The 23130-nt window shown below is 37.6% G+C and carries 23 protein-coding genes; 14 read left to right on the top strand and 9 right to left on the bottom strand.

Going from position 1 to position 23130, the window contains the following annotated elements:
* Nucleotides 1-10 precede the first annotated feature (10 nt).
* Entirely contained in the window at nucleotides 11-145 is a 135-nt protein-coding gene (locus HMPREF9703_RS09195; RefSeq protein WP_004635182.1) for a hypothetical protein, read from the bottom strand.
* Nucleotides 146-354: 209 nt separating this feature from the next.
* On the opposite strand from HMPREF9703_RS09195, the gene HMPREF9703_RS08705 reads away from it, so the two are divergent.
* The 4 genes from HMPREF9703_RS08705 to HMPREF9703_RS02130 all read left to right on the top strand — a co-directional run bounded on the left by HMPREF9703_RS08705 (nucleotide 355) and on the right by HMPREF9703_RS02130 (nucleotide 3172).
* Nucleotides 355-468, top strand: a complete 114-nt coding sequence (locus tag HMPREF9703_RS08705) for a bacteriocin (protein ID WP_004635181.1) — start codon at nucleotides 355-357, stop codon at nucleotides 466-468.
* A gap of 25 nt (nucleotides 469-493) precedes the next feature.
* The gene (locus HMPREF9703_RS02135) at nucleotides 494-1822 is read left to right on the top strand and encodes a sensor histidine kinase (protein ID WP_004635179.1); all 1329 of its coding nucleotides are present in this window, start codon (nucleotides 494-496) and stop codon (nucleotides 1820-1822) included.
* On the top strand, nucleotides 1823-1981 hold the full coding sequence (locus tag HMPREF9703_RS08870; protein WP_004635177.1) for a hypothetical protein: 159 nt from the start codon (nucleotides 1823-1825) through the stop codon (nucleotides 1979-1981).
* Nucleotides 1982-2461: 480 nt separating this feature from the next.
* Complete coding sequence (locus HMPREF9703_RS02130) at nucleotides 2462-3172, top strand: CPBP family intramembrane glutamic endopeptidase (RefSeq protein ID WP_004635175.1); 711 nt, start codon at nucleotides 2462-2464, stop codon at nucleotides 3170-3172.
* A 107-nt stretch (nucleotides 3173-3279) separates the two neighbouring features.
* Here HMPREF9703_RS02130 and HMPREF9703_RS02125 read toward each other — a convergent pair whose 3' ends face one another.
* Nucleotides 3280-4017, bottom strand: a complete 738-nt coding sequence (locus HMPREF9703_RS02125) for a LytR/AlgR family response regulator transcription factor (protein ID WP_004635174.1) — start codon at nucleotides 4015-4017, stop codon at nucleotides 3280-3282.
* Nucleotides 4018-5148, bottom strand: a complete 1131-nt coding sequence (locus tag HMPREF9703_RS02120; protein ID WP_256998275.1) for a sensor histidine kinase — start codon at nucleotides 5146-5148, stop codon at nucleotides 4018-4020.
* Nucleotides 5149-5802: 654 nt separating this feature from the next.
* Between HMPREF9703_RS02120 and HMPREF9703_RS02115 the strand changes: the two genes are divergently transcribed.
* The 7 genes from HMPREF9703_RS02115 (at nucleotide 5803) to folB (ending at nucleotide 14657) form a co-directional block, all read left to right on the top strand.
* Nucleotides 5803-6606 (top strand): ABC transporter ATP-binding protein, encoded by an 804-nt coding sequence (locus HMPREF9703_RS02115; protein ID WP_004635171.1) that lies wholly within the window; start codon nucleotides 5803-5805, stop codon nucleotides 6604-6606.
* Nucleotides 6599-8263 carry a hypothetical protein gene (locus tag HMPREF9703_RS02110; RefSeq protein ID WP_004635168.1) on the top strand — a complete coding sequence of 555 codons (1665 nt, stop codon included), beginning with the start codon at nucleotides 6599-6601 and terminating at the stop codon, nucleotides 8261-8263. Before HMPREF9703_RS02115 ends, HMPREF9703_RS02110 begins: the two co-directional genes overlap by 8 nt.
* Nucleotides 8264-8741: 478 nt before the next feature.
* Complete coding sequence (gltX, locus tag HMPREF9703_RS02105; protein ID WP_004635166.1) at nucleotides 8742-10214, top strand: glutamate--tRNA ligase; 1473 nt, start codon at nucleotides 8742-8744, stop codon at nucleotides 10212-10214.
* A 374-nt stretch (nucleotides 10215-10588) separates the two neighbouring features.
* Nucleotides 10589-12163 carry an ATP-binding cassette domain-containing protein gene (locus tag HMPREF9703_RS02100; protein ID WP_004635165.1) on the top strand — a complete coding sequence of 525 codons (1575 nt, stop codon included), beginning with the start codon at nucleotides 10589-10591 and terminating at the stop codon, nucleotides 12161-12163.
* Nucleotides 12164-12378: 215 nt separating this feature from the next.
* Complete coding sequence (locus HMPREF9703_RS02095) at nucleotides 12379-13728, top strand: bifunctional folylpolyglutamate synthase/dihydrofolate synthase (protein WP_004635163.1); 1350 nt, start codon at nucleotides 12379-12381, stop codon at nucleotides 13726-13728.
* Nucleotides 13721-14284 carry a GTP cyclohydrolase I FolE gene (gene folE, locus HMPREF9703_RS02090; protein ID WP_004635161.1) on the top strand — a complete coding sequence of 188 codons (564 nt, stop codon included), beginning with the start codon at nucleotides 13721-13723 and terminating at the stop codon, nucleotides 14282-14284. The genes HMPREF9703_RS02095 and folE overlap by 8 nt, the downstream gene beginning before the upstream one ends.
* Before the next feature lie 10 nt (nucleotides 14285-14294).
* Complete coding sequence (gene folB / locus HMPREF9703_RS02085; RefSeq protein ID WP_004635158.1) at nucleotides 14295-14657, top strand: dihydroneopterin aldolase; 363 nt, start codon at nucleotides 14295-14297, stop codon at nucleotides 14655-14657.
* Between the two features lie 58 nt (nucleotides 14658-14715).
* Here the strand turns inward: folB and HMPREF9703_RS09120 are convergent, their stop codons facing one another.
* Nucleotides 14716-15039 carry a hypothetical protein gene (locus HMPREF9703_RS09120; RefSeq protein WP_004635156.1) on the bottom strand — a complete coding sequence of 108 codons (324 nt, stop codon included), beginning with the start codon at nucleotides 15037-15039 and terminating at the stop codon, nucleotides 14716-14718.
* A 386-nt stretch (nucleotides 15040-15425) separates the two neighbouring features.
* Here HMPREF9703_RS09120 and HMPREF9703_RS02080 point away from each other — a divergent pair, with 386 nt between their 5' ends.
* The 3 genes from HMPREF9703_RS02080 to pcp all read left to right on the top strand — a co-directional run bounded on the left by HMPREF9703_RS02080 (nucleotide 15426) and on the right by pcp (nucleotide 17842).
* Nucleotides 15426-16145, top strand: a complete 720-nt coding sequence (locus HMPREF9703_RS02080) for a DUF969 domain-containing protein (RefSeq protein ID WP_004635155.1) — start codon at nucleotides 15426-15428, stop codon at nucleotides 16143-16145.
* Nucleotides 16145-17107 carry a DUF979 domain-containing protein gene (locus HMPREF9703_RS02075; RefSeq protein ID WP_004635152.1) on the top strand — a complete coding sequence of 321 codons (963 nt, stop codon included), beginning with the start codon at nucleotides 16145-16147 and terminating at the stop codon, nucleotides 17105-17107. Before HMPREF9703_RS02080 ends, HMPREF9703_RS02075 begins: the two co-directional genes overlap by 1 nt.
* A gap of 87 nt (nucleotides 17108-17194) precedes the next feature.
* Nucleotides 17195-17842: a pyroglutamyl-peptidase I gene (pcp, locus tag HMPREF9703_RS02070; protein ID WP_004635151.1), complete on the top strand. Its 648-nt coding sequence runs from the start codon at nucleotides 17195-17197 to the stop codon at nucleotides 17840-17842.
* Nucleotides 17843-17906: 64 nt separating this feature from the next.
* Here pcp and HMPREF9703_RS02065 read toward each other — a convergent pair whose 3' ends face one another.
* From HMPREF9703_RS02065 to HMPREF9703_RS02045, 5 genes are all read right to left on the bottom strand, one after another.
* The gene (locus tag HMPREF9703_RS02065) at nucleotides 17907-18269 is read right to left on the bottom strand and encodes a hypothetical protein (protein WP_004635150.1); all 363 of its coding nucleotides are present in this window, start codon (nucleotides 18267-18269) and stop codon (nucleotides 17907-17909) included.
* A gap of 181 nt (nucleotides 18270-18450) precedes the next feature.
* Nucleotides 18451-18873 carry a hypothetical protein gene (locus HMPREF9703_RS02060; RefSeq protein ID WP_004635148.1) on the bottom strand — a complete coding sequence of 141 codons (423 nt, stop codon included), beginning with the start codon at nucleotides 18871-18873 and terminating at the stop codon, nucleotides 18451-18453.
* 119 nt (nucleotides 18874-18992) lie between these two features.
* The gene (locus tag HMPREF9703_RS02055) at nucleotides 18993-20729 is read right to left on the bottom strand and encodes an ABC transporter ATP-binding protein (protein ID WP_004635146.1); all 1737 of its coding nucleotides are present in this window, start codon (nucleotides 20727-20729) and stop codon (nucleotides 18993-18995) included.
* A complete protein-coding gene (locus HMPREF9703_RS02050; protein ID WP_004635144.1) occupies nucleotides 20722-22440 on the bottom strand; it encodes an ABC transporter ATP-binding protein in 1719 nt (572 codons plus the stop codon). Before HMPREF9703_RS02050 ends, HMPREF9703_RS02055 begins: the two co-directional genes overlap by 8 nt.
* The gene (locus tag HMPREF9703_RS02045) at nucleotides 22437-23033 is read right to left on the bottom strand and encodes a TetR/AcrR family transcriptional regulator (RefSeq protein WP_050815186.1); all 597 of its coding nucleotides are present in this window, start codon (nucleotides 23031-23033) and stop codon (nucleotides 22437-22439) included. The genes HMPREF9703_RS02050 and HMPREF9703_RS02045 overlap by 4 nt, the downstream gene beginning before the upstream one ends.
* Nucleotides 23034-23130: the final 97 nt, after the last annotated feature.

Genomic DNA, 23130 nt, shown 5'->3' with positions numbered 1-23130 from the left:
AATAAGTATATTACTTAACTTTAGGCAATGGACAGTACAGTGCGATTGTAATATCACCAGGTTTTGCGTTCCACACGCGTTTACATGCACTTGAATAAGATCCTCCAACCGTTAATCCTAATTTACGATTTGTAAGTTTTTTCATTACGATTCCCCCTTCGTTAATATTAGTATAACAATAAAAAATTATAATCCTTCCATTTTTCGTGAATTGGTGGATTTGAGTCCTTAAACAGTAAAATTAAATTTTTGTCCCCTGTTCAGAGAATGATGTTAGCCAATTCGCGGAATTTTGGTGACTAGATAGATTGACTATGATATGATTTTATTGAATAATAGAGAGGAGGAACTGTGATGAAAAAATTAACAACCAAACAGTTGAAAACTATTTTAGGTGGACAGCAAGAACGATACATTCCTATCAATAAACCATTTACATGTATCATATCACTATTTAAAAAATGCTAGAATAATACGTTAATAGTGTAGGAAGGTGATCATCATTTTAGTTAATGCTAATGTAGCAGTTATACTAAGCTATGGACTGGATTATATTCTCTTAACAATTAGTCTATTTAGTCTCTTTAAATTCAAGAAAAATTTAAAAGTCACTATGCTTATATTATTGTTGATGTTTTGTTGGTTATTTGCCTTAGCATTAGAAGAATACTTTTGGTTAGGTGGGTTAGCACGTTTTCTATATAGTTTAGTAATTTACTATTTTTTTCTAGAAAGAAAGTCAGAAAAAAGTCAGCAATTATTTTATATGCTATTATTCATCTTAATTAAAGATATCTTTGAATTTATTCTCAATGTGCCCATTAATCTATTTGAGACAGAATTACTGCAAAACCATATCCTATTTTTTTCGGTAATTCGTATACTAAATATATTAGTTACACTTAAAATTTACCAAAAAATAAAAACGTATCTAGTACGTATTGTATTATCACGTGAAGATCTGTTGATTATGGAGAGATTACTTTTTCTATGCAATTTAGCACTAGTTTTTTACTTTGGGTATATGAAGCATCAAGCGTTATATCTTGATCTGTTAGTATTCACAAGTGTTGTTCTAGTAGGGAATGGGATTGTCGTAGGTTTGGTCATGTTCTATGTATTGCGTTATTCCGAAACGAAGACACGAGAAGAAGCAATTAGCAAGCGATTAGATTATATGGTGAAGTATACGAATATTATTGAAGAGAATCAACTTGAGCTTAAGCGGTTCAAGCATGATTATCAGAATATGTTACTGAGCTTATCTATCTTAGCAGAATCAGGGGACTTAGATAAAATCAAACAAAAAACAGCTTCCTTGAGACAATATTCTGCCCAACAATTATTGAAGGAGTATACGCAATATAGTGATCTAGCGCACGTACACCACACCCTCTTGAAGAGTATCTTGATTGCGAAGTTAACGGAACTTCATCATATGAACATTGTGTTCCGATTTGTCTGCCCTGAACCGGTCGAATCGTTGAATATCGCTGACTTCGATTTAATCCGGATGGTAGGCATACTGATCGATAATGCGCGCGAGCATGTGAAGGATATGGAGGGTGGTATGATCGCTGTATCTGTCCACAAGACGACTCGTGGAACCCATATAAAAATCGAAAATTCATATGCCAACCAAGTGACCTCAATTGCGACACTCATGACGCCCGGATATTCATCTAAAGATAATCACTCGGGACTAGGACTATCGAATGTTGAAAAAATAAAAAACAAATATGATCATGTATTCCTTAATTATCACATTGACGACAAATTCGAAGTCACTCTGATTATAATGAATGAGGAAGGAGAGTACTAGATGCATTCTATTATTATTTGTGAAGATGACCAAGAGCAACTAGCCTATCTATCGATGCTCGTTCAGAATTACATCCAGTTTCATGAGAATCAATTCAGACTAGCCTATGAAGGCACCGATCCACAAGCTACCTTAAATTATATCCAAAAGGAAAAGTAGGTAAAGTGGCTAGCAATCGAGTGAGTCGTCGATTCACAACATTCATTCCACTTCAAAAACTGATCACCGATGTCACTATTTCATTTACCTGACGGATCTTGTACAGTATTGGACTCCACTTTGTTAAGCAAGCTTATCCACTCCAGTCCGGCCTTTCTTATGAAATATTTGTTCGTCAGTGTAGGTGTTTGCTTCTAACTTCCCTCAGATTCCACCTTACTATGGCTACCTTTGCTTCCAACTAACGATTCCTACTGTAAAGGTTCATAATGTTTTTCATCACCAAGTTATCATCCATGCCAGGCGCACTTAAATGAGCCTACTTATTTTTGGACATCATTGAACTCCTGAATAGAAAAAATTCACTGTATTTCCCAGTTCACGGACTCAAATCCACCGATTCACGAAATATTCCAATAATTTGTTAAATATCTGGTATAGTGAATATATTCATAACAATCTTATTAAGGAGATACACATATGACTAGTTTTATCAAAAAAATAGGTAGTCCAGTTAAAATTATATTTTTAGGTATTATATTTTCTGTGATTGCTACTCTCATTATTTCGGTTGGACAAATCCCCCGAGATATTTTCCCAGCTTTTGTTGGAGATAATACGGCGTACATAAGTCGTTATATCTATACAATAGTTGTATTCATACTTTTAATTTGGTTGCTAAAGTGGTGGAATAAGTCGGTCACTCCGATCTATATGAATAATACACTCTTTCAAAAAAAGAATTGGGTTTATGGTATAGGTGGCTATGTCCTAATTTTCATACTTGTTCTTTTATTCATACTAGCAAAAGGTTATATCTTTGGAAGTAACAGTGTCGAAATATCTAAAACACTGCTTGATGAATTTGCATTTGAACAAAATGTGTATCTGGGCAGCTTATCAATCCTATTTTTTATCTTCCTTGGGCCTATTTTAGAGGAATTCATTTATCGATTGGGTATTCTTGGGCAACTAGTTGAAGCGAATACTCCCACATGGCTTGCCGTTATTTTATCTGCATTGATATTCTCGTTCAGCCATCATAATGGCATTATCTCACAACACCTTATCTCAGGCCTTGGCTACTCCCTACTTATGATAAAAACAAAGTCAATCTACCCAGTCATAATCGCTCATATCTTATTTAATACAACCACACTTATTTATCGTTGGTATATGTTATACCATTAGAAAATTTAAGCAAGAACATACCACACATTATGGCAATCAACTTTCCCATAAACTCAAAAAAAGATATGATGCTATCTATTGGTTGTCCATGCATCATATCTTTTTTATTATGATTTATACAGTTGTCGCAATTGTATTATCCGGCTGGCAGCGATTGTGAACTGTTCATCATTTACCATTGTCACATTTCGCCGCTTATAATCGATGTGCTTGATGTTCACGGGGTTGATTATATCAGACCGTCCAATACGAAGCAGTGTGGGATAATCTTGTTCGATCTGCGCCAATGTGTTAAAAAAATCATACTGTCCTGTGATCGTTTTTAGCGTCAGTCGGTGATCGCCAGAAACTTCAATACTGATCACTTCATCCAAATCGAATTGATAGGTTAATGTATCAAAATTAAATGAAAATACATCTTTGGTTTGAACCGTTGTTTCACTGAAGCGACTGTATGCATCATCTAGGGCACGATGTAGATTAGATTGCATAGTCTCTAATCTTTCATTCTTCGTAATATAGGCTAATGGTTCAATATGACGGTTCAGTATATTAGTTGCTTGGTCTTCCTCACTAGTAATGAAGATAATTTTGGACTGAATATCACTATCACGAATAGCTTCTGCCAGATCTACCCCAGTCATGTCAGCTCCTAAATTAATATCAATCAAGTAGAGTCCTTTTTTGATTGCTTCTTGTTGGATATAATTTAAGGTAGTTTGTGGATCGGTTCCTTCATAGACTAGCCTGAATTGATTCTCATGAAACTGGATATAATTCTGAACGAGCATCGATAGATAGGCTAGTTGCTCTTGGTTATCTTCACAAATAATAATAGAATGCATCTAGTACTCTCCTTCCTCATTCATTATAATCAGAGTGACTTCGAATTTGTCATCAATGTGATAATTAAGGAATACATGATCATATTTGTTTTTTATTTTTTCAACATTCGATAGTCCTAGTCCTGAGTGGTCATCTTTAGATGAATATCCGGGCGTCATGAGTGTCGTAATTGAGGTCACTTGATTGGCATATGTGTTTTCGATTTTTATATGGGTTCCATGAGTCGTCTTATGGACAGATACAGCGATCATACCGTCCTCCATGTCCTTCACATGCTCGCGCGCATTATCGATCAGAATGCCTACCATCCGGATTAAGTCGAAGTCAGCGATATTCAACGATTTGACCGGTTCAAGGCAGACAAATCGGAACACAATATTCATATGATGAAGTTCCGTTAACTTCGCAATCAAGATACTCTTCAAGAGGGTGTGGTGTACGCGCGCTAGATCACTATATTGCGTATATTCCTTCAATAATTGTTGGGCAGAGTATTGTCTCAAGGAAGCTGTTTTTTGTTTGATTTTATCTAAGTCCCCTGATTCTGCTAAGATAGATAAGCTCAGTAACAGATTCTGATAATCATGCTTGAACCGCTTAAGCTCTAGTTGATTCTCTTCAATAATATTCGTATATTTCACCATATAATCTAACCGCTGACTAATTGCTTCTTCTCGTGTTTTTGTTTCGGAATAACGCGATACATAGAACAAGACCAAGCCTACGACAATCCCATTCCCTACTAGAATAACACTTGTGAATACTAACAGATCAAAATATAACGCTTGATACTTCATATACCCAAAGTAAAAAACTAGTGCTAAATTGTATCCTAATAGTACGTGTCTAAGGATGTCTGTTTCATAGGGTGATAAGGTAATATTTTTAAAATATTTAATTACTTGCTTGTATACAGTTACTGAGAGACCAACATCAACTATCGATGCTAATAGAAATACGACGACATGACTATGCAGATGGCCTAACGCAAATAAATTAATTGGTAGAGCAGTTAAAAATTCAATACTTCCTTTTATAAGTACAAACAATAGTATATGAATAAGCTCTCTCTTACGATTCGCACGATCATTTAAGAAATAACGATAAATGGCTATTCCATATAGAACCATTGAGAGGTTACCTATACGTAAATAATCACTTAAAAAGAGTGATAAAAGCCAAAATAGAGTGCCCAAAAGAAATAATCTTATAATAGATTTTTTCTCAATATTAAACAGATAAATGAAAGCTATTGTCATAAAAATATAATGCAAGCCTATTTCTAATATAACAGCTACCACTGGATTAATTAAAATCACAATCACCCTTTCGCTATTTTTAACAATTTTTCCTTAGGTTGAACAAGCATCTTAGTCTAACCCACGAGTCACTATTCCTATGATACTGTCCACCTAAAATATTTTTCAACTGTTTGGTTGTTAATTTTTTCATCAGAGCTCTTCCCCTCTATTATTCAATAAAATCATATCATAGTCAATCTATTCATTCACCAAAACTCCGCGAATTGGCTAACATCATTCTCTGAACAGGGGACCAACATTTAATTTTACTGTTTAGGGACTCAAATCCACCAATTCACGAAAAATGGAAGGATTATAATTTTTTATTGTTATACTAGTAATGTGGAAGATACGTCAGATAAGTAATATAACACCAAATAATGTAAAATACTTTTTTGATAAAAAAATGTATATGCTATACTGGGTAAGTATTTAAATTATAAACGAAGTTGGTCAAGTATTAAATTAAGAAGGGAATAATTGATGAATAAACAACACCCTATTCTAGAGTTGAAAAATATACGTAAATCATTTGATGGAGTTGTCGTATTAGATGACATTACGTTAGCTGTCTATCCCGGTGAAGTTATTGGTTATGTTGGATCAAATGGAGCCGGAAAAAGTACTACTATAAAAATTATTTTGGGCTTACTATCGGCTGATGAAGGATCAGTGCGTGTATTTGGTGAAGAAATAAATACAGATGATGTGCTCTATAAAAAGCGCATTGGCTATCTCCCAGAGAATATTGCTTTATTTGATGAATTATCTGCAAAAGAATATTTTGAATTTTTGGCAGATTTACATGGGCTTAACGTACGGACAGCAGTAGATCGCAGTAGCAAATTATTATTATTACTGAATATTGATGACGAACAATTTCAAAGTCGAATCGCATCATATTCTAAAGGAATGCGACAAAAAGTCAGTATTGTCGCTAGTTTATTACATAATCCTGATATCTTATTTTGGGATGAACCGCTTAATGGTTTAGATGCAAGTAGCATTCAAGTTATTAAAGCTGTATTAAACGGGTTGAGAGATAAAGGAAAATCTATTTTTTATTCTTCTCATATTATGGACACAGTTGAAAAGTTAAGTGACCGAATTATTTTATTAGATAATGGCCATATAAAAATAGATGCTGCATTTGAAGATCTTAAAGATAGCTCAGACTATAATTTGGAAAAACTATTTAATCACGTAACTGGATTTGATAAACGTGAGGAACTAGCACAGAAATTTATAGAGATCTTGTACGAAGAAGGTGGGGCAGTTAATGGGTAAAGGGAAGTTTTTAAATCATGCGGATAGACGTTATCCCGCCTATATGGTGTTGGTAAAATGGCTATTTCCTGTTTACAGAATGATGGGCGTTAATCCTGATCAAGTCTTTGCAATCGTACATTTGAATATGATATTAGATGAGCGAAAAGACAAGATGCCTGGTATGCGAGACAAAAATAACAACCAGCTAATTTGGTTAATTTTGATTTTTGCTACATTAGGAATCATATTACTATATGATTTATTTCACTTTGATACAGTATTTCAGCAGTTTAGTATATTTTTTACAATGTTTATGGGGCTTATGTTTTTTATTTTAATTACATATTTTTCCGATGTATTGTTAAAACAACCTGAGCAAACTTTAATTAATGCACAACCAGTAACAAACCAAACTGCCATTGTAGCGAAATTTACGCACATAGGGCTATATGTACTATTACTAAGTATTTCCCTAGGGGCACCTAGTATCGTTCGTGTAGGATATATGTATTCCTCCTTAATAGCACTTTTGTTTGCTCTTGGCATTATTATTGCAGGTATTTGTGTATTATTAATAATAAATTTAGTGTTTTTAATAATAATAAATACAGTAGGCGAGCAATATTTACAAAAAGTATTACTATCTAGTCAAGTAATAGTAGCTGGAGTTGCCATTTTATCAGGAACAATTCTTAGAGAGTCAATTGAGTATCTTACCGACATAGGGAATTCATTCGAGATAAATTTAGTTTGGTGGCAATTTTTAATATTTCCGATGTGGTTTGCTGCGCCATTTCAAGGAATAATTAATGGCTTCACAGTGGAGAGCACACTATTTACATTGTTACTAATAATTAGTTTAATAGTGAGTTTTGTACTCTATAGCAAAAAAGCCTATGTTATTCAACAAAATTTGTTATTAAAAAATAGTCGACAAAATACGACTGTTCACCAGTCATTATTAATGAAATTAGGTAGAATATTAAGTAGAGCGAGTAGCATAGAACGTCCATATTTTAATCTATATTGGAAATTACTCAGTCGTGATACAGTTTTAAAAACAAAAATATACCCAAATTTAGTTCAGGGATTGATTGTTCCGATTGCCGTATTAGTCCCAGTATATATTTCTAGTGAACGAAGATCATTTATACTAGAAAATACCCCCAGTAGCTTATTTTTCATACTTTATACGACTACATTTGCTTTACCCGCCGTTATTCATTTGATTCAATTCTCAACAAGCTATAAAGCATTTTGGCTGAAAGAATTTGTGCCTAATAATCAGAATTCTGTTCAGTACAGAGCAGCTTATAAAGTTATACTGACTAAACTATTACTCCCCATGTATACAATAGCCTCAATGTTATATATACTAGCTTTAGGTACGATGCCTATTATTATTTTAATGAATGGATTCTTGTACAATGGTATGGTCTTGTATTTTTTAATGGATGTCTTTCTAAAAAATAGTCCATTCTCTAAAAAAATAAGATCTTCGTTGATGGGTATAGGTTGTTTTGGGCAGTTAGCTGGTATGATCATTATTTCATTAGGAATAATATTGATTATGTTTATAGCAAGTAATGTGGTTTATGGAAATATAGCATTGTTTACTGTTCAGAGTATATTTATTTTATGGGTTTATAAATTTGGATTTTATTATAGAAATTAAGTGATTTATCCGTAAAGTGCTACACAAATAATATATGTATCATGAAGAAGCATTTCTTCGTTACTATATCCACTATACCAGGTATTTAACAAACAGCTGGTATGTTTCGTGAATCGGTGGATTTGAGTCCTTGAACAGGGAAATACAGTGGATTTTTTCTATTCAGGAGTTCAATGATGTCCAAAAACTAGAGCATGCTCGGCAAACACATCTTAAAAATGGATCAATTAATAATGTGTTTAGTATTGAATATGTTTTCTAAGAAGAGTTTTTAATATTAGTTCAGAAGCGAAAAAATTGATTTTTTAAACAGAGTCTACTTAAGCTTACGAGTAGGCTTTTTTGCTGGGCGGTGGTCTTCTAGTTACATCACCGTGGCGGTTATTTGAATTGTTCGCTTATGGACGGTGTTTGTGGTATGATGTGGGGTGGATATAAGAATTGAAATTGTAAGGTTATAATAAGGAGTTTGATATTGATGAGTGAAGCTATTCGTGTACGTTATGCGCCAAGTCCAACGGGGAATTTACACATTGGGAATGCGCGGACGGCGTTGTTTAATTATTTGTTCGCGCGACATAATGATGGGACGTTCATTATTCGGATTGAAGATACGGATAAGAAGCGTCATGTGGATGAAGGGGAAGAGAGCCAGTTGAAGTATCTTCAGTGGCTGGGAATTGATTGGGATGAAGGGCCTGTGCAAGGTGGCGACTTCGGACCCTACCGTCAGTCAGAGCGTAATGAATTGTATCAGAAGTATGTGGATGAGTTGCTTGCGCGTGATTTAGCATACAAGTGTTATGTGAGTTCCGAAGAGTTGGAAGAGATGCGTGAGGAGCAACGGGCGAATGGTGTTATGCCACATTATGATGGGCGTCATGCGCACTTAAGTGAAGAAGAGCAAGCGCAGTTCGAAGCTGAAGGACGTCAGCCAGTTATTCGAGTACGTGTTCCTGAGCAAACAACTTATACGTTCGATGATATGGTTAAAGGAGATATCTCCTTCGAATCAAAAGATATTGGTGGGGATTGGGTCATTCAGAAAGTAGATGGCACGCCGACATATAACTTTGCGTGTGCGGTAGATGATCATCATATGAAGATTTCACACGTTTTACGTGGGGATGATCATATCTCGAATACGCCGAAGCAGTTAATGATTTATGACGCATTTGACTGGGAGCCACCACGATTTGGTCATATGACATTAATTATTAATGCAGAGACGGGTAAGAAGTTATCGAAGCGTGATGAGTCGATTTTACAGTTTATTGAGCAGTACAATAATCTAGGTTACTTACCTGAAGCGTTGTTCAACTTTATTACCTTACTCGGTTGGTCTCCTAAAGGTGAGGAAGAGATCTTCACGAAGCAGGAATTTATCGATATGTTCGATTATAAGCGGTTGAATACATCACCGGCTGCCTTTGATCAGAAGAAGTTAGAGTGGATTACGAACCAATATATTAAGGAACTGCCAGATGAAGATGTGGTAGCGTTGATCCAACCTCATTTAGTGGAAGCGGGTGTGTTCCCAGCTGATCCATCTGAAGCAGATCGGGAGTGGGTAACGAAGCTGGCGAATCTGTATAAAGAACAGATGAGCTATGGGCAAGAGATTGTTAGTTTAGCTGATTTATTCTTCGGGGAAGGAATAGCGTTCGACGAAGGGGCGAGAGAGGTATTGTCTGGAGAGACGGTCCCAACTGTCCTGGAAGCCTTCAAGAAGCACTTAGCTGATGTGGATGTATTCGAGAAGGATAATATCTTCCCAGCGATTAAAGCTGTGCAAAAAGAAACCGGTGTGAAAGGGAAAAACCTGTACATGCCGATTCGAGTGGCCACAACCGGTCAGCAGCACGGACCAGAATTACCACTAGCGATTGAATTATTAGGCAAAAATAAAGCGATTAGTCATATTGAACAAGCCCTTGAAGTGATTGGTTAGTCGGGCAGAATGAAGTAAATAGGTGCTAAAAATGGGAGTTGTGTACCCATCAACTCCCAGCTACATAGGACAAGTGATCAGAAGTGGTCAAAACGAACGAATTCTCTCATAACGAGAATTCGTTCTTTAAATTGTTAAAGAATAATAGGAGGTAAAATTAATAAACAATAAAATGTAACCGGTTAAATTAAAATGCCAGACTTTTCCAACTCAAGAACGACAAAAATTTAATAAAAATATTAGAAAAAAATGAAAAATAGTGTACAATTAAGATATCAACATTTATTATTTGGTGGTGCCTCTTTTTATGGGATGATAACAGGGAAGGCGTCTGCAACGGAAGGTAGAAATTTATAAAATAAGGAGAATAGAACATGGATAAAAAAGCAAAAGTTTTGATAGGGGTCCTTCTTGTCATTAGTGGGCTAGAAACAGTTTTTAATGCGGCAACCTATGCTATGGTATTTGATATTATTGAACAGCAGAAACTGAATTTGGTTGTCGTGTATACAGTGGTTGTTATTCTGGGGTATATTTTATTTTCTGGAATCAGACATATAAAAGATCGTACGATTAATCACTATGTTAAAGAGGAAAAAGCATCTATTCAAAAGAAAATATTAGATAATGAGGAACAAAAATTTAAATTATTTGAACATACAGGTTCATCTGATAAAATGTCTTTTTTTCAAAATGATTTAAAGTTATTTGAGGATAACTATTTACGAAAGAAATTTGAAATTATATCACAAGTAATTGTCTTGTTAGGGGTACTGGCATTTTCACTTTACAGTAATTTTTTATTAACCGTAATATTTAGTCTTTTTGCAGCGGTACCACATTTTGTTTCAGGATTCATGAACAAAAAAATTCAACAGTCTACGGAGCATTGGACTCAAGCAACTGCTAAGGCTAATCACTCGTTAATTGATTTGTTTAAGAATTTTTGGACGTTAATGGTCTACCATGCAACCAATAAAGAAATTAAATCTGTTTCAGAGGATATTTTAAAAAAAGAATCTGCTAATGCAACGATGCAAAATACCATTAGTTTAGCACAAATGTTCACTATGATGGTGGGGTATACCATGATGATGATTCCGATTGGGATTGGGATGTACTTAACAATCTCCGGAGATTTACCTATAGCTACATTTGTGGCTGTGCAATATTCGAGTAGTATGATTATCAATAGCTTGTTAACAACCGTTAGATTAAAAAATGAATTACAATCCGCAAAACCAATAAAAGATAAAATTGATAAAGAGTTATCCTTTGTGCCGCGTTCGACTAGCTCGAAAAAATTAAATGGCCATATTCAAAGTGTTGTGTTTAAAGATGTTTCATTTAGCTTTGGGGAGACGAAGGTGCTCGACAACTTCAATCTGACATTAAATGGCGTAGATAAGGTGTTGTTGCAAGGAGAATCGGGGTCGGGAAAAACGACGATTTTTAAATTACTAACAAAACAATTACTCCCAGATTCAGGGACAATTTATATTAATGGGATTGATACACGGGAGTTAGATATTGAGGATATTCTGCAATGTTTTGGGTACATTTCTCAGCAAGCACTGGTGTTTGATGATACGATTGAGAAGAACATAACACTAGGACATGATTTTTCAACCGAAGAAATTATGAAAGCTTGTGAAATGGCGCAGATTGGTGAATTGATTAAAAAAACAGGACTCGATTATGTTATCGGTGAAGATGGTCAGAATTTATCTGGCGGTCAATTGAAACGATTAGAAATCGCTCGTGCTATTTTATTCAAGCGCAAGGGATTATTAGTTGATGAAGCCTTGTCATCGTTAGATAAAGAGACCGGCAGAGCAATCGTGAAGACGTTAATGGACTTAGATAAATTAATGATTGATATTGAACACCACATAGCAGCTGAGTTGACAGAGGGCTATACTGATGTGATGACTCTGTCTCGAAGCTAATCACCTTGATGCATCCACGTGGTAAAAAACGGGGACTTATGATTTGAAAATCTGAATTGCAACATGATTTGAAAAAGAAGAATCATTCGATTACAGCTATAAGTTATGGTAAAATGTAAGAGCATACTTATAATGTTGAGTTATGAAGATGTTGGAAGAACCTTTCTTGGATAAGAAGGGTCTTTCGATTATATAAATATAAAAAGGATGAGTCAATGGAGTATCATGTGCTAGAGGAGAAGTTGCCGGTGAAGCCAGCGGGGGAGATGGTGCTGGGGCTGGAGACGATGCGGGAGTTGATGGGATTGTTGGACAATCCGCAAGATAAGGTGCCGGTGATTCATATTGCAGGGACGAACGGGAAAGGATCCGTTGCTACGTTCTTACAAGCCGTCTTGAGGCAAGCCGGCTATAAGGTGGGCCTATTCACTTCACCGTCGCTTACTGCGTTCAATGAGCGAATCCAAATAGATGGGCATCCCGTGAGTGATGAGGCCTTACTGGGGGCTGTTGATCGGTTGAATCAAGCGACAGTGGGAGAAGATGTGTCATTTACAGAGTTTGAATTATTTACAGCTCTGGCATATGATTCATTCGTTCATGAGTCGTGTGATGTAGCTATTATGGAAGTGGGTCTGGGCGGGCGTCTGGATGCGACCAATGTGGTGGATGCACCTGAGCTGACAATTATTACGCGAATTGGCTTCGATCACCAAGCTATCTTAGGAGAGAGTCTGGCAGAGATTACTGCTGAAAAAGCAGCGATTATGAAGCGGGGTGTGCCAGTTGTGGTTTATCCTCAGGCAGATCGTCCTGTTGTTAGTGAGGTTATTCGGGCAAAAGCACATGAGATGGATGCAGATGTGATAGAGGTTGCTGCCGAGGCATGTCGTTATGAGCAAGACGCTACGGGCGGGTCTGTTCATTACCAAGATCGGTCTTATCGACTGGGCTTAACGGGTGAACACCAGGCGTATAATGCAGGAGTAGCGATTGAAGCAATTAAACAATTGCAAAAGCAAGGGTGGCAAATGACGGAAGCAGCCTTACAGAATGGTCTTGCGCAAGCCCAGCTTCCTGGTCGTTATGAAACAATTCAAGGGAAGTCTGTTACGTTCGTTATGGATGGCGGACATAATCAGGATGGCTTGCACGTGTTAAGTCAAAATTTAACCACTGATTATAGTCATTATGCGGGCAAGATGTGTGCGATCGTAGGTATGTTGGCGGATAAAGTGACAGCGGAAGTGAAGCAAGCATTGCATGATGTGTTAAGTCACTTTGACCATATTATAACGGTGACGCCTCATTCTGATCGGGGGCTTCCGGCTGAAGAATTGGCCCGCCTCTTAGAAGCGATGGCGTGGGAGCAGCCAGTCACTATAGCAGCTGTTGATGCAGAGGATGGATCAGTGTCTTATGATCAGGCAGTGACGCAAGCAATTCAATTTACAGCAGAATCAGAGCAGCCAGGTGTGATTTGTGCCTTTGGGAGTTTTTATATGGTTGGACAGATGCGTAAGGTTGTATTAGACAGATTAGTAGAAGGAGATAAGCATGGTTGATAAACAACGAATTGAAAAAGCGGTTAAAGAAATACTGATAGCGGTGGGAGAAGATCCGAATCGTGAGGGACTGCAGGAGACTCCCGCACGTGTCGCGCGCATGTATGAGGAACGTTTCGCGGGGCTTGAGCGTGATCCGTCTGTGCATACGAAGAAGTACTTCCATGAGTCTAGCAGTGAATTGGTCTTAGTGAAAGACATTGATTTCAATTCGACATGCGAGCATCACTTATTACCGATTTATGGGAAAGGGCATATTGCTTATATTCCGCGAGATGGGAAGGTTATCGGGCTGAGTAAGTTAGCTCGTATTCTAGAAGATATCTCGCAACGTCCGCAAATGCAAGAGCGTATTACCAATCATGTAGCCGATGTCTTGAGTGATAACTTAAATCCAGAAGGGGTCTTTGTTATCTTAGAAGCAGAGCATATGTGTATGTCTATTCGTGGGATTAAGAAGTTCGGTGCGAAGACGATTACGAAGGCGATGCGCGGGACTTTTGCCGACTCTCGTGAGTTGCGTCAAGAAGTCCTTGATATGATCAAATTCAACTAGGAGGCTATTTATGACAGATATCATCCAACTAACCGGACTTGAATTTTACGGACACCACGGTTTATTCGATGCCGAGAAACAGCTCGGCCAACGCTTCATCATTGACCTGACAATTCAGACCAATATGGAGAAAGCCGGAGAGACGGATAACATGGCCGATAGTGTCCATTACGGAGAAGTTTATGCCTGCACGAAGGAGATTGTTGAGGGGGAGCCCTTTAACTTACTCGAAGCACTGACGACAGCGATTGGTCAGACCTTACTCAAGCGATTTCCTGCGATTGAAGCCGTGACTGTCACGACGCATAAGCCTAGTGCACCCATTCCTGGTGTGTTCAAAGATGTAGCTGTTCAGCGTAGATTTGAGCGATAACAGTAAAACATATAATAAAACCCGCACCTCACTACCATTAATCGTAGCGATGTGCGGGTTAGGTGTATGGTTCATTTAAGTGAATGTAGGTGATGTATATGCCAGAGACAATTAACATTATAAGAATTGACAGTCCATATGGCAACTTCCACAAGGGGAAGACAAATGAGAACAATAGACAAAGCACATCATTTCTTAATGAATTTCCTTTACGATGAGTTGACTCACGCACATAGAAGGTAATGAAAGCTATCATCCCCGCAACAAATAATATGAGCCACCAATAACCTAATTCACCTGTTGGAATGTAATAGCCATGGTATCCTCCACTTACAATGATCAGAATTATTAAACTGCCAGTACGGTATTTTTGGTTATTCATTTTTGCTCACTACCTATAATTAATATTATTCTTACCAATATTCAATCTAAGCACTTGTAATATTGTTCAAATTAAGTATAACATATAAAAAAACGATTTCAAAAAATATTGAGAATTTTGATAGACCCATTTTTGTATGGCAAAATTATCGATGGGTATATTACAAGGGAAGAACTTACTGAATCCATTCCTAGTTACCTTGAAAATATGTTACGGTTGTTTCAAGATAACTGATAAGAATATAGGCTGCAGAAGATATGATGTTAGCTCCTATTAGAAATATTACAATACGTTTAATTTTTTGTGAATATGCATACATTCTGGAGGTTGTAGTGTATAATGAAGGAATGTTGTTTGACAACATAATATTTTTTGGAGGTTTGTTTATGGAATGGATTAAATTAATCGGTATTCTAGTGATTGTTGTCGGTTTTGTGTTGAAGTTAGATACGATATCAACGGTCATTATTGCCGGAATTGCGACAGCGCTTGTGTCGGGGATTGGCTTCGGCGAGTTTCTCGAGTTGTTGGGCTCAGCGTTTGTTAATCAGCGATTTGTGTCGATTTTTTACTTATCAATTCCAATTATTGGGATTGCAGAGAGTTATGGACTGAAGATTAAGGCGGTAGAATTTATCGAGCGATTCAAGAATTTGACGATGGGCTTATTTTATAGTGTTTACTTAGTGTTTCGCTTGATCGCAGGGATGTTATCTATCCGAATTGGTGGTCACGCTTCATTCGTACGTCCGATTGTTCAGCCAATGGGAGATGCAGCGATTAATGCGTCACTTGCCGATAGTGAGGCTAAGGCGAGTGATGCTGCTCAGGAACAGCTCTTGAGTGATACGGAAGATGATGCGGTGAAAGGGTTAGCAGCAGCTAATGAGAACTTCGGAAACTTCTTCGGACAGAATATGTTTGCAGGAAGTGCAGGTGTCTTGATGATGGCAGGAACGTTAGCTGAGTTGGGATATGAATCGAATCCAGCTGGGTTAGCTTTGGCTTCTATTCCAGCGGGGATTCTATGTGCTTTAATCGGAACAGCATATAACTTCTACGTTGACCGTAAAATTCGTGGGCGTCATAAGAAGGAGGGTAACTAATGGGAATTTCAGCAACACTTGCACAGTGGAATACAGCGGTTGAGCAGTATGTACCACTGATGCTAGAGATTATTGTGATAATAATTGGGATTCAGATTTTGCATGTTGCTTACCGGACATTCCATGATCGATCGAATCCGCGTTATTTAGGGACAAGTGCTTTTTGGGCAATTTTAGGATTTGTCTTTATTATGGGATCATATATTCCACATAAAGCATCCGGAGCCTTAATTTGTGTCTTGGGTCTATTAACATTATTCAAACAAGTTCAAATCGGAACCGTACCAGAAACAGCAGATGAAGTAGTAGAGCGTCGCGCTGAGAAGCATGGTTATACGGTGTTCTTACCTGTACTAGCTTTGGGAGTGACTGCCTTATTTGTGGCACAGTTATTACCAGCAACAGGCCAAGTGGTGATTGGATTTGGAGCGCTACTAGGAGCTATTCTGATGGTGATCTACTTGAAGCCGGAATTTAGTGATGTGTTGGACCAGAATAGTCGAATGACCCAACAAGTATCCACAACGGGGATCTTACCACAAGTGTTAGCTGCGTTAGGAAGTGTCTTCACAGCAGCCGGCGTCGGTGATGTGATCGCTGAGATGATTGGTGGAGTTGTTCCAGAAGGTAGCCGCTTATTCGGTGTATTAGCTTATGTTTTAGGGATGTTTATTTTTACAATTATTATGGGAAATGCTTTTGCTGCGTTTGCGGTCATTACGGCAGGTGTTGGGATTCCGTTCGTCTTCTCACTTGGCGGAGATCCGGTTGTAGCCAGTGCACTAGCGCTGACAGCTGGTTATTGTGGAACATTGATTACCCCAATGGCGGGGAACTTCAATGCGTTACCAGCGGCTCTATTGGAGATGCAGGACGAGTATGGTGTTATTCGCCAGCAAGTATTTGTCGCGCTCGCGATGTTGTTGGCGCATATTCCATTAATGTACTTCTGGGCGTTCTAAGTCGCTGATTATTGCTTACAGATAATTTGCGTGTTGGAGTGAATGATGGATAACAATCAGATGATAGAACAGAAAAGGAGTTTTAAGATGAAGATTTTAGTAACAGGATTTGACCCATTCGGTGGGGAAAGTATGAATCCAGCGATTGAAGCGGTGAAAGGTTTGTCAGATAAGATTAGTGGCGCTGAGATTATTAAGCTAGAGATCCCAACTGTCTTCCACAAGTCGGCAGCTGTCTTAGAAGAAGCAATGTTGGCGCACCAGCCGGATGTTGTGCTATGTGTTGGACAAGCGGGTGGACGAACAGGTATTACACCTGAGCGTGTGGCGATTAACCAAGATGACGCTCGTATTGAAGATAATGAAGGGAATCAGCCGGTTGATATTGCTATTCGTGAAGAGGGTGCACCCGCTTACTTCGCAACACTTCCGATTAAGGCAATGGTTGAAGCGATTAAAGAAGCGGGATTGCCAAGTTCAGTGTCGAATTCGGCGGGGACATTTGTTTGCAATCATATTATGTATCAAGCATTGTACCTAGCTGAGCAGCACTTGCCAGCTGCGCGAGCGGGGTTTGTCCACATTCCATTTATGCCAGAGCAAGTGGTGGATAAGCCAGGTAAAGCATCGATGTCATTAGCAGACATTACACGTGGTCTGGAAGCCAGCATTGAAGCAATCGTTAATTTCAAAGACAAAGATGATTTGCAAGTTACCGGAGGCGCAACGCACTAAAGAGATAGACAAAACCTCGATATTCCGTCCGTTAGTGGGCGGAATATCGAGGTTTTTTGAGTAACTATTGAGTTGGTTTGAGTGGTTTATACCAAATCATGACAAATAAGACGATGAAGAGGACGATGAGGGCCGCGTGGAGAATGCCTTTCAGTACAGTTGGGAGAAAAGCAACCAGCTCAATCGCAAGCGGTAAGCCCCAAATAAAAGCAGCTAACCAAAGTAGTGTGAGTCCTGCTTTTTGCCAAGTGAAGGGCTTGAACGAACACCAGAGATACACAATTATCCCAAATAAAATAAGTGATAGGGTGCCGTGAAGCATCCCTTTCTGAGCGGCAGTGAAGTGCGTAGTCAGCATGATAGCAGTCGGGAAGGCGATTAGCCCACCTAATAGCGTGTATAAAGTATATTTGATTCGTTGTGACATAATAAGGTCCTAACATATTAATGGATTACATACTTATTAAGTGTACCAATTATTTTTGATAAAAAGCAAGTAGAGAATCAAAGACTCATCCATCTTATGAGAAAAGCTGAGTTTATCAAGGAGCTTCTATTCGTTCTCAAGTTGGTAGGGATGGACGATTTTAAGCACTTGGATTGAGCGGTCAATCAAGTAATCCTTTAAAATTTTCTTCTTTTAGCCACCGAAAGTTACGGCCAGAGTAATTAGGTACGCGTCGTATTAGTGGGTCATCATCAATATATAGATAGTATGATTCTTCATTATATACAAAGTAAATATAGTACCCACGGATGACTTGTTCAACAGAAAAATTAGACAAATCTTTATGTGGGATTTGTACGTAATGATCTCCGATAGTGTTGTCAAAGGGATAATCTAGCCACATCATAATTAGGTAGTCATCCGTAAAGACAAGATAATAAAAAGATTTTGTGCGAATGAATATATTCAACAGTGGGTGAATGCCGCGTGCCGTTCGGAAGTAATTATGGTTGGGAATGAATCCTAGCTGACGGATGGCTTCTTCTAATTCTTGCTTCTCTTCAGATAAATCAACGCCTTGCATGATGTGAGTTCCCCCTTTTGAATATTTGTAGTGTTTCATTATCAGTATAGCATACGTTGAAATCGATTTTAAGATAATATCAAAAAAGGATGAGCTCTATTAAACTCATCCCTTGTTGTTTAATTGTCTAATTTCCATAATGTAGCGGCTTTTTTAGCTTGAATGAGTGTATTGTAGAGTCCGTTGTTATCTATCAGTTCATCATGGGTACCCCGTTCGACGATATCTCCGTTATCTAATACTAAAATTTGATCGGCATTGCGTATCGTCTTCAAGCGATGGGCGATCATAATGACTGTTTTATTACTAATTAAGGATTCAATGGCTTCTTTTAATTTATCTTCATTTTCAGGGTCAATGTTAGCGGTCGCTTCATCAAAGATAATAATCGGTGCATCTTTAAGCATTGCTCGTGCGATAGAAATACGCTGACGTTCACCACCGGAAAGACTGGCTCCACCTTCACCAATTTGTGTCTGGTATTGATCAGGTAATGTCATAATGAATTCATGACAGCGGGCTTGTTTTGCTGCAGTGATGATTTCTTCACGATTAGCGTTTGGTTTTCCGAATTTAATATTATTTTCGATTGTATCTTCAAAGAGATACACATCTTGGAAAACCATCGAGATGGTATCCATTAATGTTTCTTTCGTATAGTCTTTAATATTGATGCCTCCAATTAAGATCTCACCTGAATTCACGTCCCAAGCTCGAGAAATAAGATTACAAAAAGTTGTCTTGCCTGAACCAGATGGCCCCACAATAGCGGTCATAGAGTGTTCATCAATCTTTGCTGAAATATTATTTAATATGTTACGTTTATCGTAGGAAAAGCTAACATTTTTAAAGGTGATATTATGTGTTTTGATAGGGGTATCAATATCTCCTTCTGGCATATCTTCAATACTGTGGACGTAATCATAAGAATCTATCGTGTTTTCGACTGATCTAAGCATGGTTAAGGCTGAACCAGATGTAAGTAGACCGTCAAAGATCACGAAGCTTGCAATGAAAATCATAATTGTGTGGGCTAACATACTGTCGCCTGAAAAATAACTGCTGACAGATAATATTAACATGGAGACGATCGTGATGGCAATGATTAGCTTAGCAATTAGAGCATATGGGACTATTTTCTTTTCTAAAGATAAGCTCGCTTTGCTAGCCTGGTTAATTGTTTCATCTAGTTGTGTATTGTTCTTACCACTGAGATTGTATGATTTTATGACTTGCATACCTTGCAGAGTTGTTAAGACTTCTTTTGTTAGCGAAGATTGAATAGTGTGAATTTCATCAGCAGCAGCGTTTGATTTTCTCTGCATGAGTGCAATGATACTCAAGAACAAGATTGAGCCAATAACCGCAACCAATCCCACCTTGTAGGAGAAGAAAAATAAAGAGAGAATAAAGACAATGGAATTGAGCAACCCACCTATAACTAAAACAAATAATGTCGGCACCCAAATTTCTATATTATCTAAGTTAGTGGTCGCAATAGCTGTTAAATTTCCAAGGCTAACGTCGGTAAAAAATCCCATAGGCACGCGTTTTATTTTCTCACCTAAACTTATTCGCTTATGAGCAGCCATAAAGTAACCAGCGTGTGTTTGTTTAAGCATAGCATTTCTTTTGGAGACGACAACCCCAATAATGCTTAGAGTTAAAAAGAGTATGGCTACGGCAATTGTTTGAATGGTAACATCATGATTTATGATAGCAAGAACTGCGTAATAAATCCCTCCAAATTGCAACGCATTAAAGATCGCTCCTAAAAAATTGATGATAATGGATTGTTTAATGTAGGGTTGTTCTTCTTCGGAAAAGTACCATAGCTTTTTAAATGTATTAATCATTGTCTGCTCCTTTCAAGGCTGCTTGCCATAAGTCATTGTAGTGACTTGATCCTTCTAATAATTCTGTATGTGTTCCTGATTCAATTAATTTTCCATTCTTAATAACAAAAATGGTATCAACGTCTGTAATGGTGTTTAATCGATGGGCAATAATAATTAATGTTTTCCCTTCAACTAACTCTGATATGGCTCCTTGAATTAAGGCTTCGTTTTCAGGGTCAATATAAGATGTTGCTTCGTCAAGTATAATGATTGGTGCATCTTTGATCATTGCCCGAGCGATAGAGATACGCTGTCTTTCACCACCAGAGAGATGGCTACCACCTTCACCAGCAACCGTGTCATAACCATTCGATAAGTTCATAATAAAGTCATGGCAACCTGCTTTTTGGCAAATTTCTACAATATCCTGATCACTGGCATCGTCTTTTCCAATCCGGATATTATCTTTAATCGATATATCGAACAAGAAGTTATCTTGTGACACATAAGAGATAAGACTAGATAGGGTCTCTAGGGGTATATCTTGCATATCTGCACCACCAATTGTTATGTGACCATTATCGACGTCCCAAAATCCTGCCATTAACTTGGCGATGGTTGATTTCCCTGAACCGGATTCACCAACTAATGCATGGACAGCACCTTCTTCTATCTTCAAGCTAATCTGATCAAGGATTTTTTTCTCGCCGTCATAAGAAAAGTCAACATTTTCTAAGTGGATATCATACGTGTCAATGTCGACAGGTGTATTTGCATGGAGAAGGTCATCGTGAGACAAAATAGTCTCTATCTCACCAAAAATAGTTGACACTCTTCCCAAATCATCTTCAAACATCATAATTTTCATAATATGCTGAATCGTTCCAAAAGACAAAATAATTAATGTCAACAACACTCCGCCATCTAGAGACCCCACCATTGTAAAGTAGAGGCCAAATGGAATAATAGTCAAAATCCCCATTGGAGCAATTGAAAGACTAGCTGCATAATCAGTTGCATTCTCTTTTAACCAATTGTAGTGATAAGAAGCTTTTTCATAGACGATATTGCTATATTTTGTGTAAGATTTGTTGCGTTGATTGAAGGCCCGAATGACTTCAATGCCGTTAATATATTCAACGATTATGTTGTTCATACGTTGACCAATTTTAACCGCTTGCGGGAACTTCACTTTTGCTCGCTTCATTGGAGGTATCATAAATAATATACCAACACCTAATGGAATAAGTGATAAGAGTGTTACTCGCCAGTCTAGTGTTAACATATAGATAAATAGGACAATGGGGCCCAGTATATTAGCCGTCATTTCAGGAATAATATGAGCCAAAGTTGTTTCGGTGTTGTCCACTTGATTGACAATAATATCTTTTAATTTTCCAGATGATTCGCTTAAAATATCTCCCAAAGGCATCTTGAATAGTTTGTCCATCAGATCTTTGCGGATATCTCGTATAATATGGTAAGTTGTCGCATGAGAAATCATTGTTGAAAGTGTCATGACGCTTTCTTTTATAACTAGACATGCAAAAATCCACAGTATATGATGGAGATAATAGTTTATCGTAATTCCTCCATCAATTAACGCAACTATCATACGGCTTAGTATAATATAGATGAAAAGATTGGAAATTACTCCTAAGATGGCACATATGACTGAGAAAAAATAAGCCAGTTTATTTTCCCGGATATATTGTTTTATTAAATTCATTGTTTTTCCTCGCTTTCATTAATAGTGTCAAAATACGTCTTCAACATACACACAAGAGCTGAGCGCTGCTTGTTAAAATTTTCTCTTACACCTAGCACATCACACCCCACTAAAAAAGTATTGATGAGATTCGTTAAGAACTCATATTGGTTGTCTGGTAAAGGTGGATAATTGAATTGTTTGAGCAGTTCTTGAATATTAGCGATGGACATGGCTTTTAATTGATCATGTAACTCAATTAAAGATTGATCATTCTTTAATTCGGATAGGAACATGACATAAATCCTTAAGTAATCATTGGAAGCTAACATTTTGTCCACAGTGAGTTGTGCTAATACGGTGCTGGAGCGCTCAGTTGATTGGTCAAAAGTTTTCTCCATTGTGTCTATTCGTTGTTGATTTCCTGTCTTCAATATGTCGCATAAAATCTCGGATGTGGAAGAGTAATGATGGTATAATCCCCCGCGTGAAAGACCTGTTGCTTCCATAATATCTTTCATTACAGTGCGATCAAATCCCTTCTTTAAAAATATTTCTTTAGCAGCTTGTTGTATCTGATGTTTTCGTTTGTCAGCAGAAAGTTTTTTACTCAAAAGATCATCTCCTTTTACCGACACTAATGTCGGTTTATTTAATTCTAGCACTTGAAATAGGTTATTGTCAAGTGAAATTAAACAAAAAATTAAGTTA

Origin of the sequence: Dolosigranulum pigrum ATCC 51524 (genome assembly GCF_000245815.1) — a bacterium.
Taxonomy (GTDB): Bacteria; Bacillota; Bacilli; order Lactobacillales; family Carnobacteriaceae_A; genus Dolosigranulum; species Dolosigranulum pigrum.
Note: the sequence above shows the minus strand (reverse complement) of the source record. Positions and strands in the feature narration are given on the sequence as shown.

Bases quoted from the DNA above. Each gene is read 5' to 3' on its own strand.
- HMPREF9703_RS09195 (WP_004635182.1), bottom strand. From the start codon at position 145: ATGAAAAAACTTACAAATCGTAAATTAGGATTAACGGTTGGAGGATCT.
- HMPREF9703_RS08705 (WP_004635181.1), top strand. From the start codon at position 355: ATGAAAAAATTAACAACCAAACAGTTGAAAACTATTTTAGGTGGACAG.
- HMPREF9703_RS08870 (WP_004635177.1), top strand. From the start codon at position 1,823: ATGCATTCTATTATTATTTGTGAAGATGACCAAGAGCAACTAGCCTAT.
- HMPREF9703_RS02130 (WP_004635175.1), top strand. From the start codon at position 2,462: ATGACTAGTTTTATCAAAAAAATAGGTAGTCCAGTTAAAATTATATTT.
- HMPREF9703_RS02125 (WP_004635174.1), bottom strand. From the start codon at position 4,017: ATGCATTCTATTATTATTTGTGAAGATAACCAAGAGCAACTAGCCTAT.
- HMPREF9703_RS02120 (WP_256998275.1), bottom strand. From the start codon at position 5,148: ATGGTTCTATATGGAATAGCCATTTATCGTTATTTCTTAAATGATCGT.
- HMPREF9703_RS02115 (WP_004635171.1), top strand. From the start codon at position 5,803: ATGAATAAACAACACCCTATTCTAGAGTTGAAAAATATACGTAAATCA.
- HMPREF9703_RS02110 (WP_004635168.1), top strand. From the start codon at position 6,599: ATGGGTAAAGGGAAGTTTTTAAATCATGCGGATAGACGTTATCCCGCC.
- gltX (WP_004635166.1), top strand. From the start codon at position 8,742: ATGAGTGAAGCTATTCGTGTACGTTATGCGCCAAGTCCAACGGGGAAT.
- HMPREF9703_RS02100 (WP_004635165.1), top strand. From the start codon at position 10,589: ATGGATAAAAAAGCAAAAGTTTTGATAGGGGTCCTTCTTGTCATTAGT.
- HMPREF9703_RS02095 (WP_004635163.1), top strand. From the start codon at position 12,379: ATGGAGTATCATGTGCTAGAGGAGAAGTTGCCGGTGAAGCCAGCGGGG.
- folE (WP_004635161.1), top strand. From the start codon at position 13,721: ATGGTTGATAAACAACGAATTGAAAAAGCGGTTAAAGAAATACTGATA.
- folB (WP_004635158.1), top strand. From the start codon at position 14,295: ATGACAGATATCATCCAACTAACCGGACTTGAATTTTACGGACACCAC.
- HMPREF9703_RS09120 (WP_004635156.1), bottom strand. From the start codon at position 15,039: ATGAATAACCAAAAATACCGTACTGGCAGTTTAATAATTCTGATCATT.
- HMPREF9703_RS02080 (WP_004635155.1), top strand. From the start codon at position 15,426: ATGGAATGGATTAAATTAATCGGTATTCTAGTGATTGTTGTCGGTTTT.
- HMPREF9703_RS02075 (WP_004635152.1), top strand. From the start codon at position 16,145: ATGGGAATTTCAGCAACACTTGCACAGTGGAATACAGCGGTTGAGCAG.
- pcp (WP_004635151.1), top strand. From the start codon at position 17,195: ATGAAGATTTTAGTAACAGGATTTGACCCATTCGGTGGGGAAAGTATG.
- HMPREF9703_RS02065 (WP_004635150.1), bottom strand. From the start codon at position 18,269: ATGTCACAACGAATCAAATATACTTTATACACGCTATTAGGTGGGCTA.
- HMPREF9703_RS02060 (WP_004635148.1), bottom strand. From the start codon at position 18,873: ATGCAAGGCGTTGATTTATCTGAAGAGAAGCAAGAATTAGAAGAAGCC.
- HMPREF9703_RS02055 (WP_004635146.1), bottom strand. From the start codon at position 20,729: ATGATTAATACATTTAAAAAGCTATGGTACTTTTCCGAAGAAGAACAA.
- HMPREF9703_RS02050 (WP_004635144.1), bottom strand. From the start codon at position 22,440: ATGAATTTAATAAAACAATATATCCGGGAAAATAAACTGGCTTATTTT.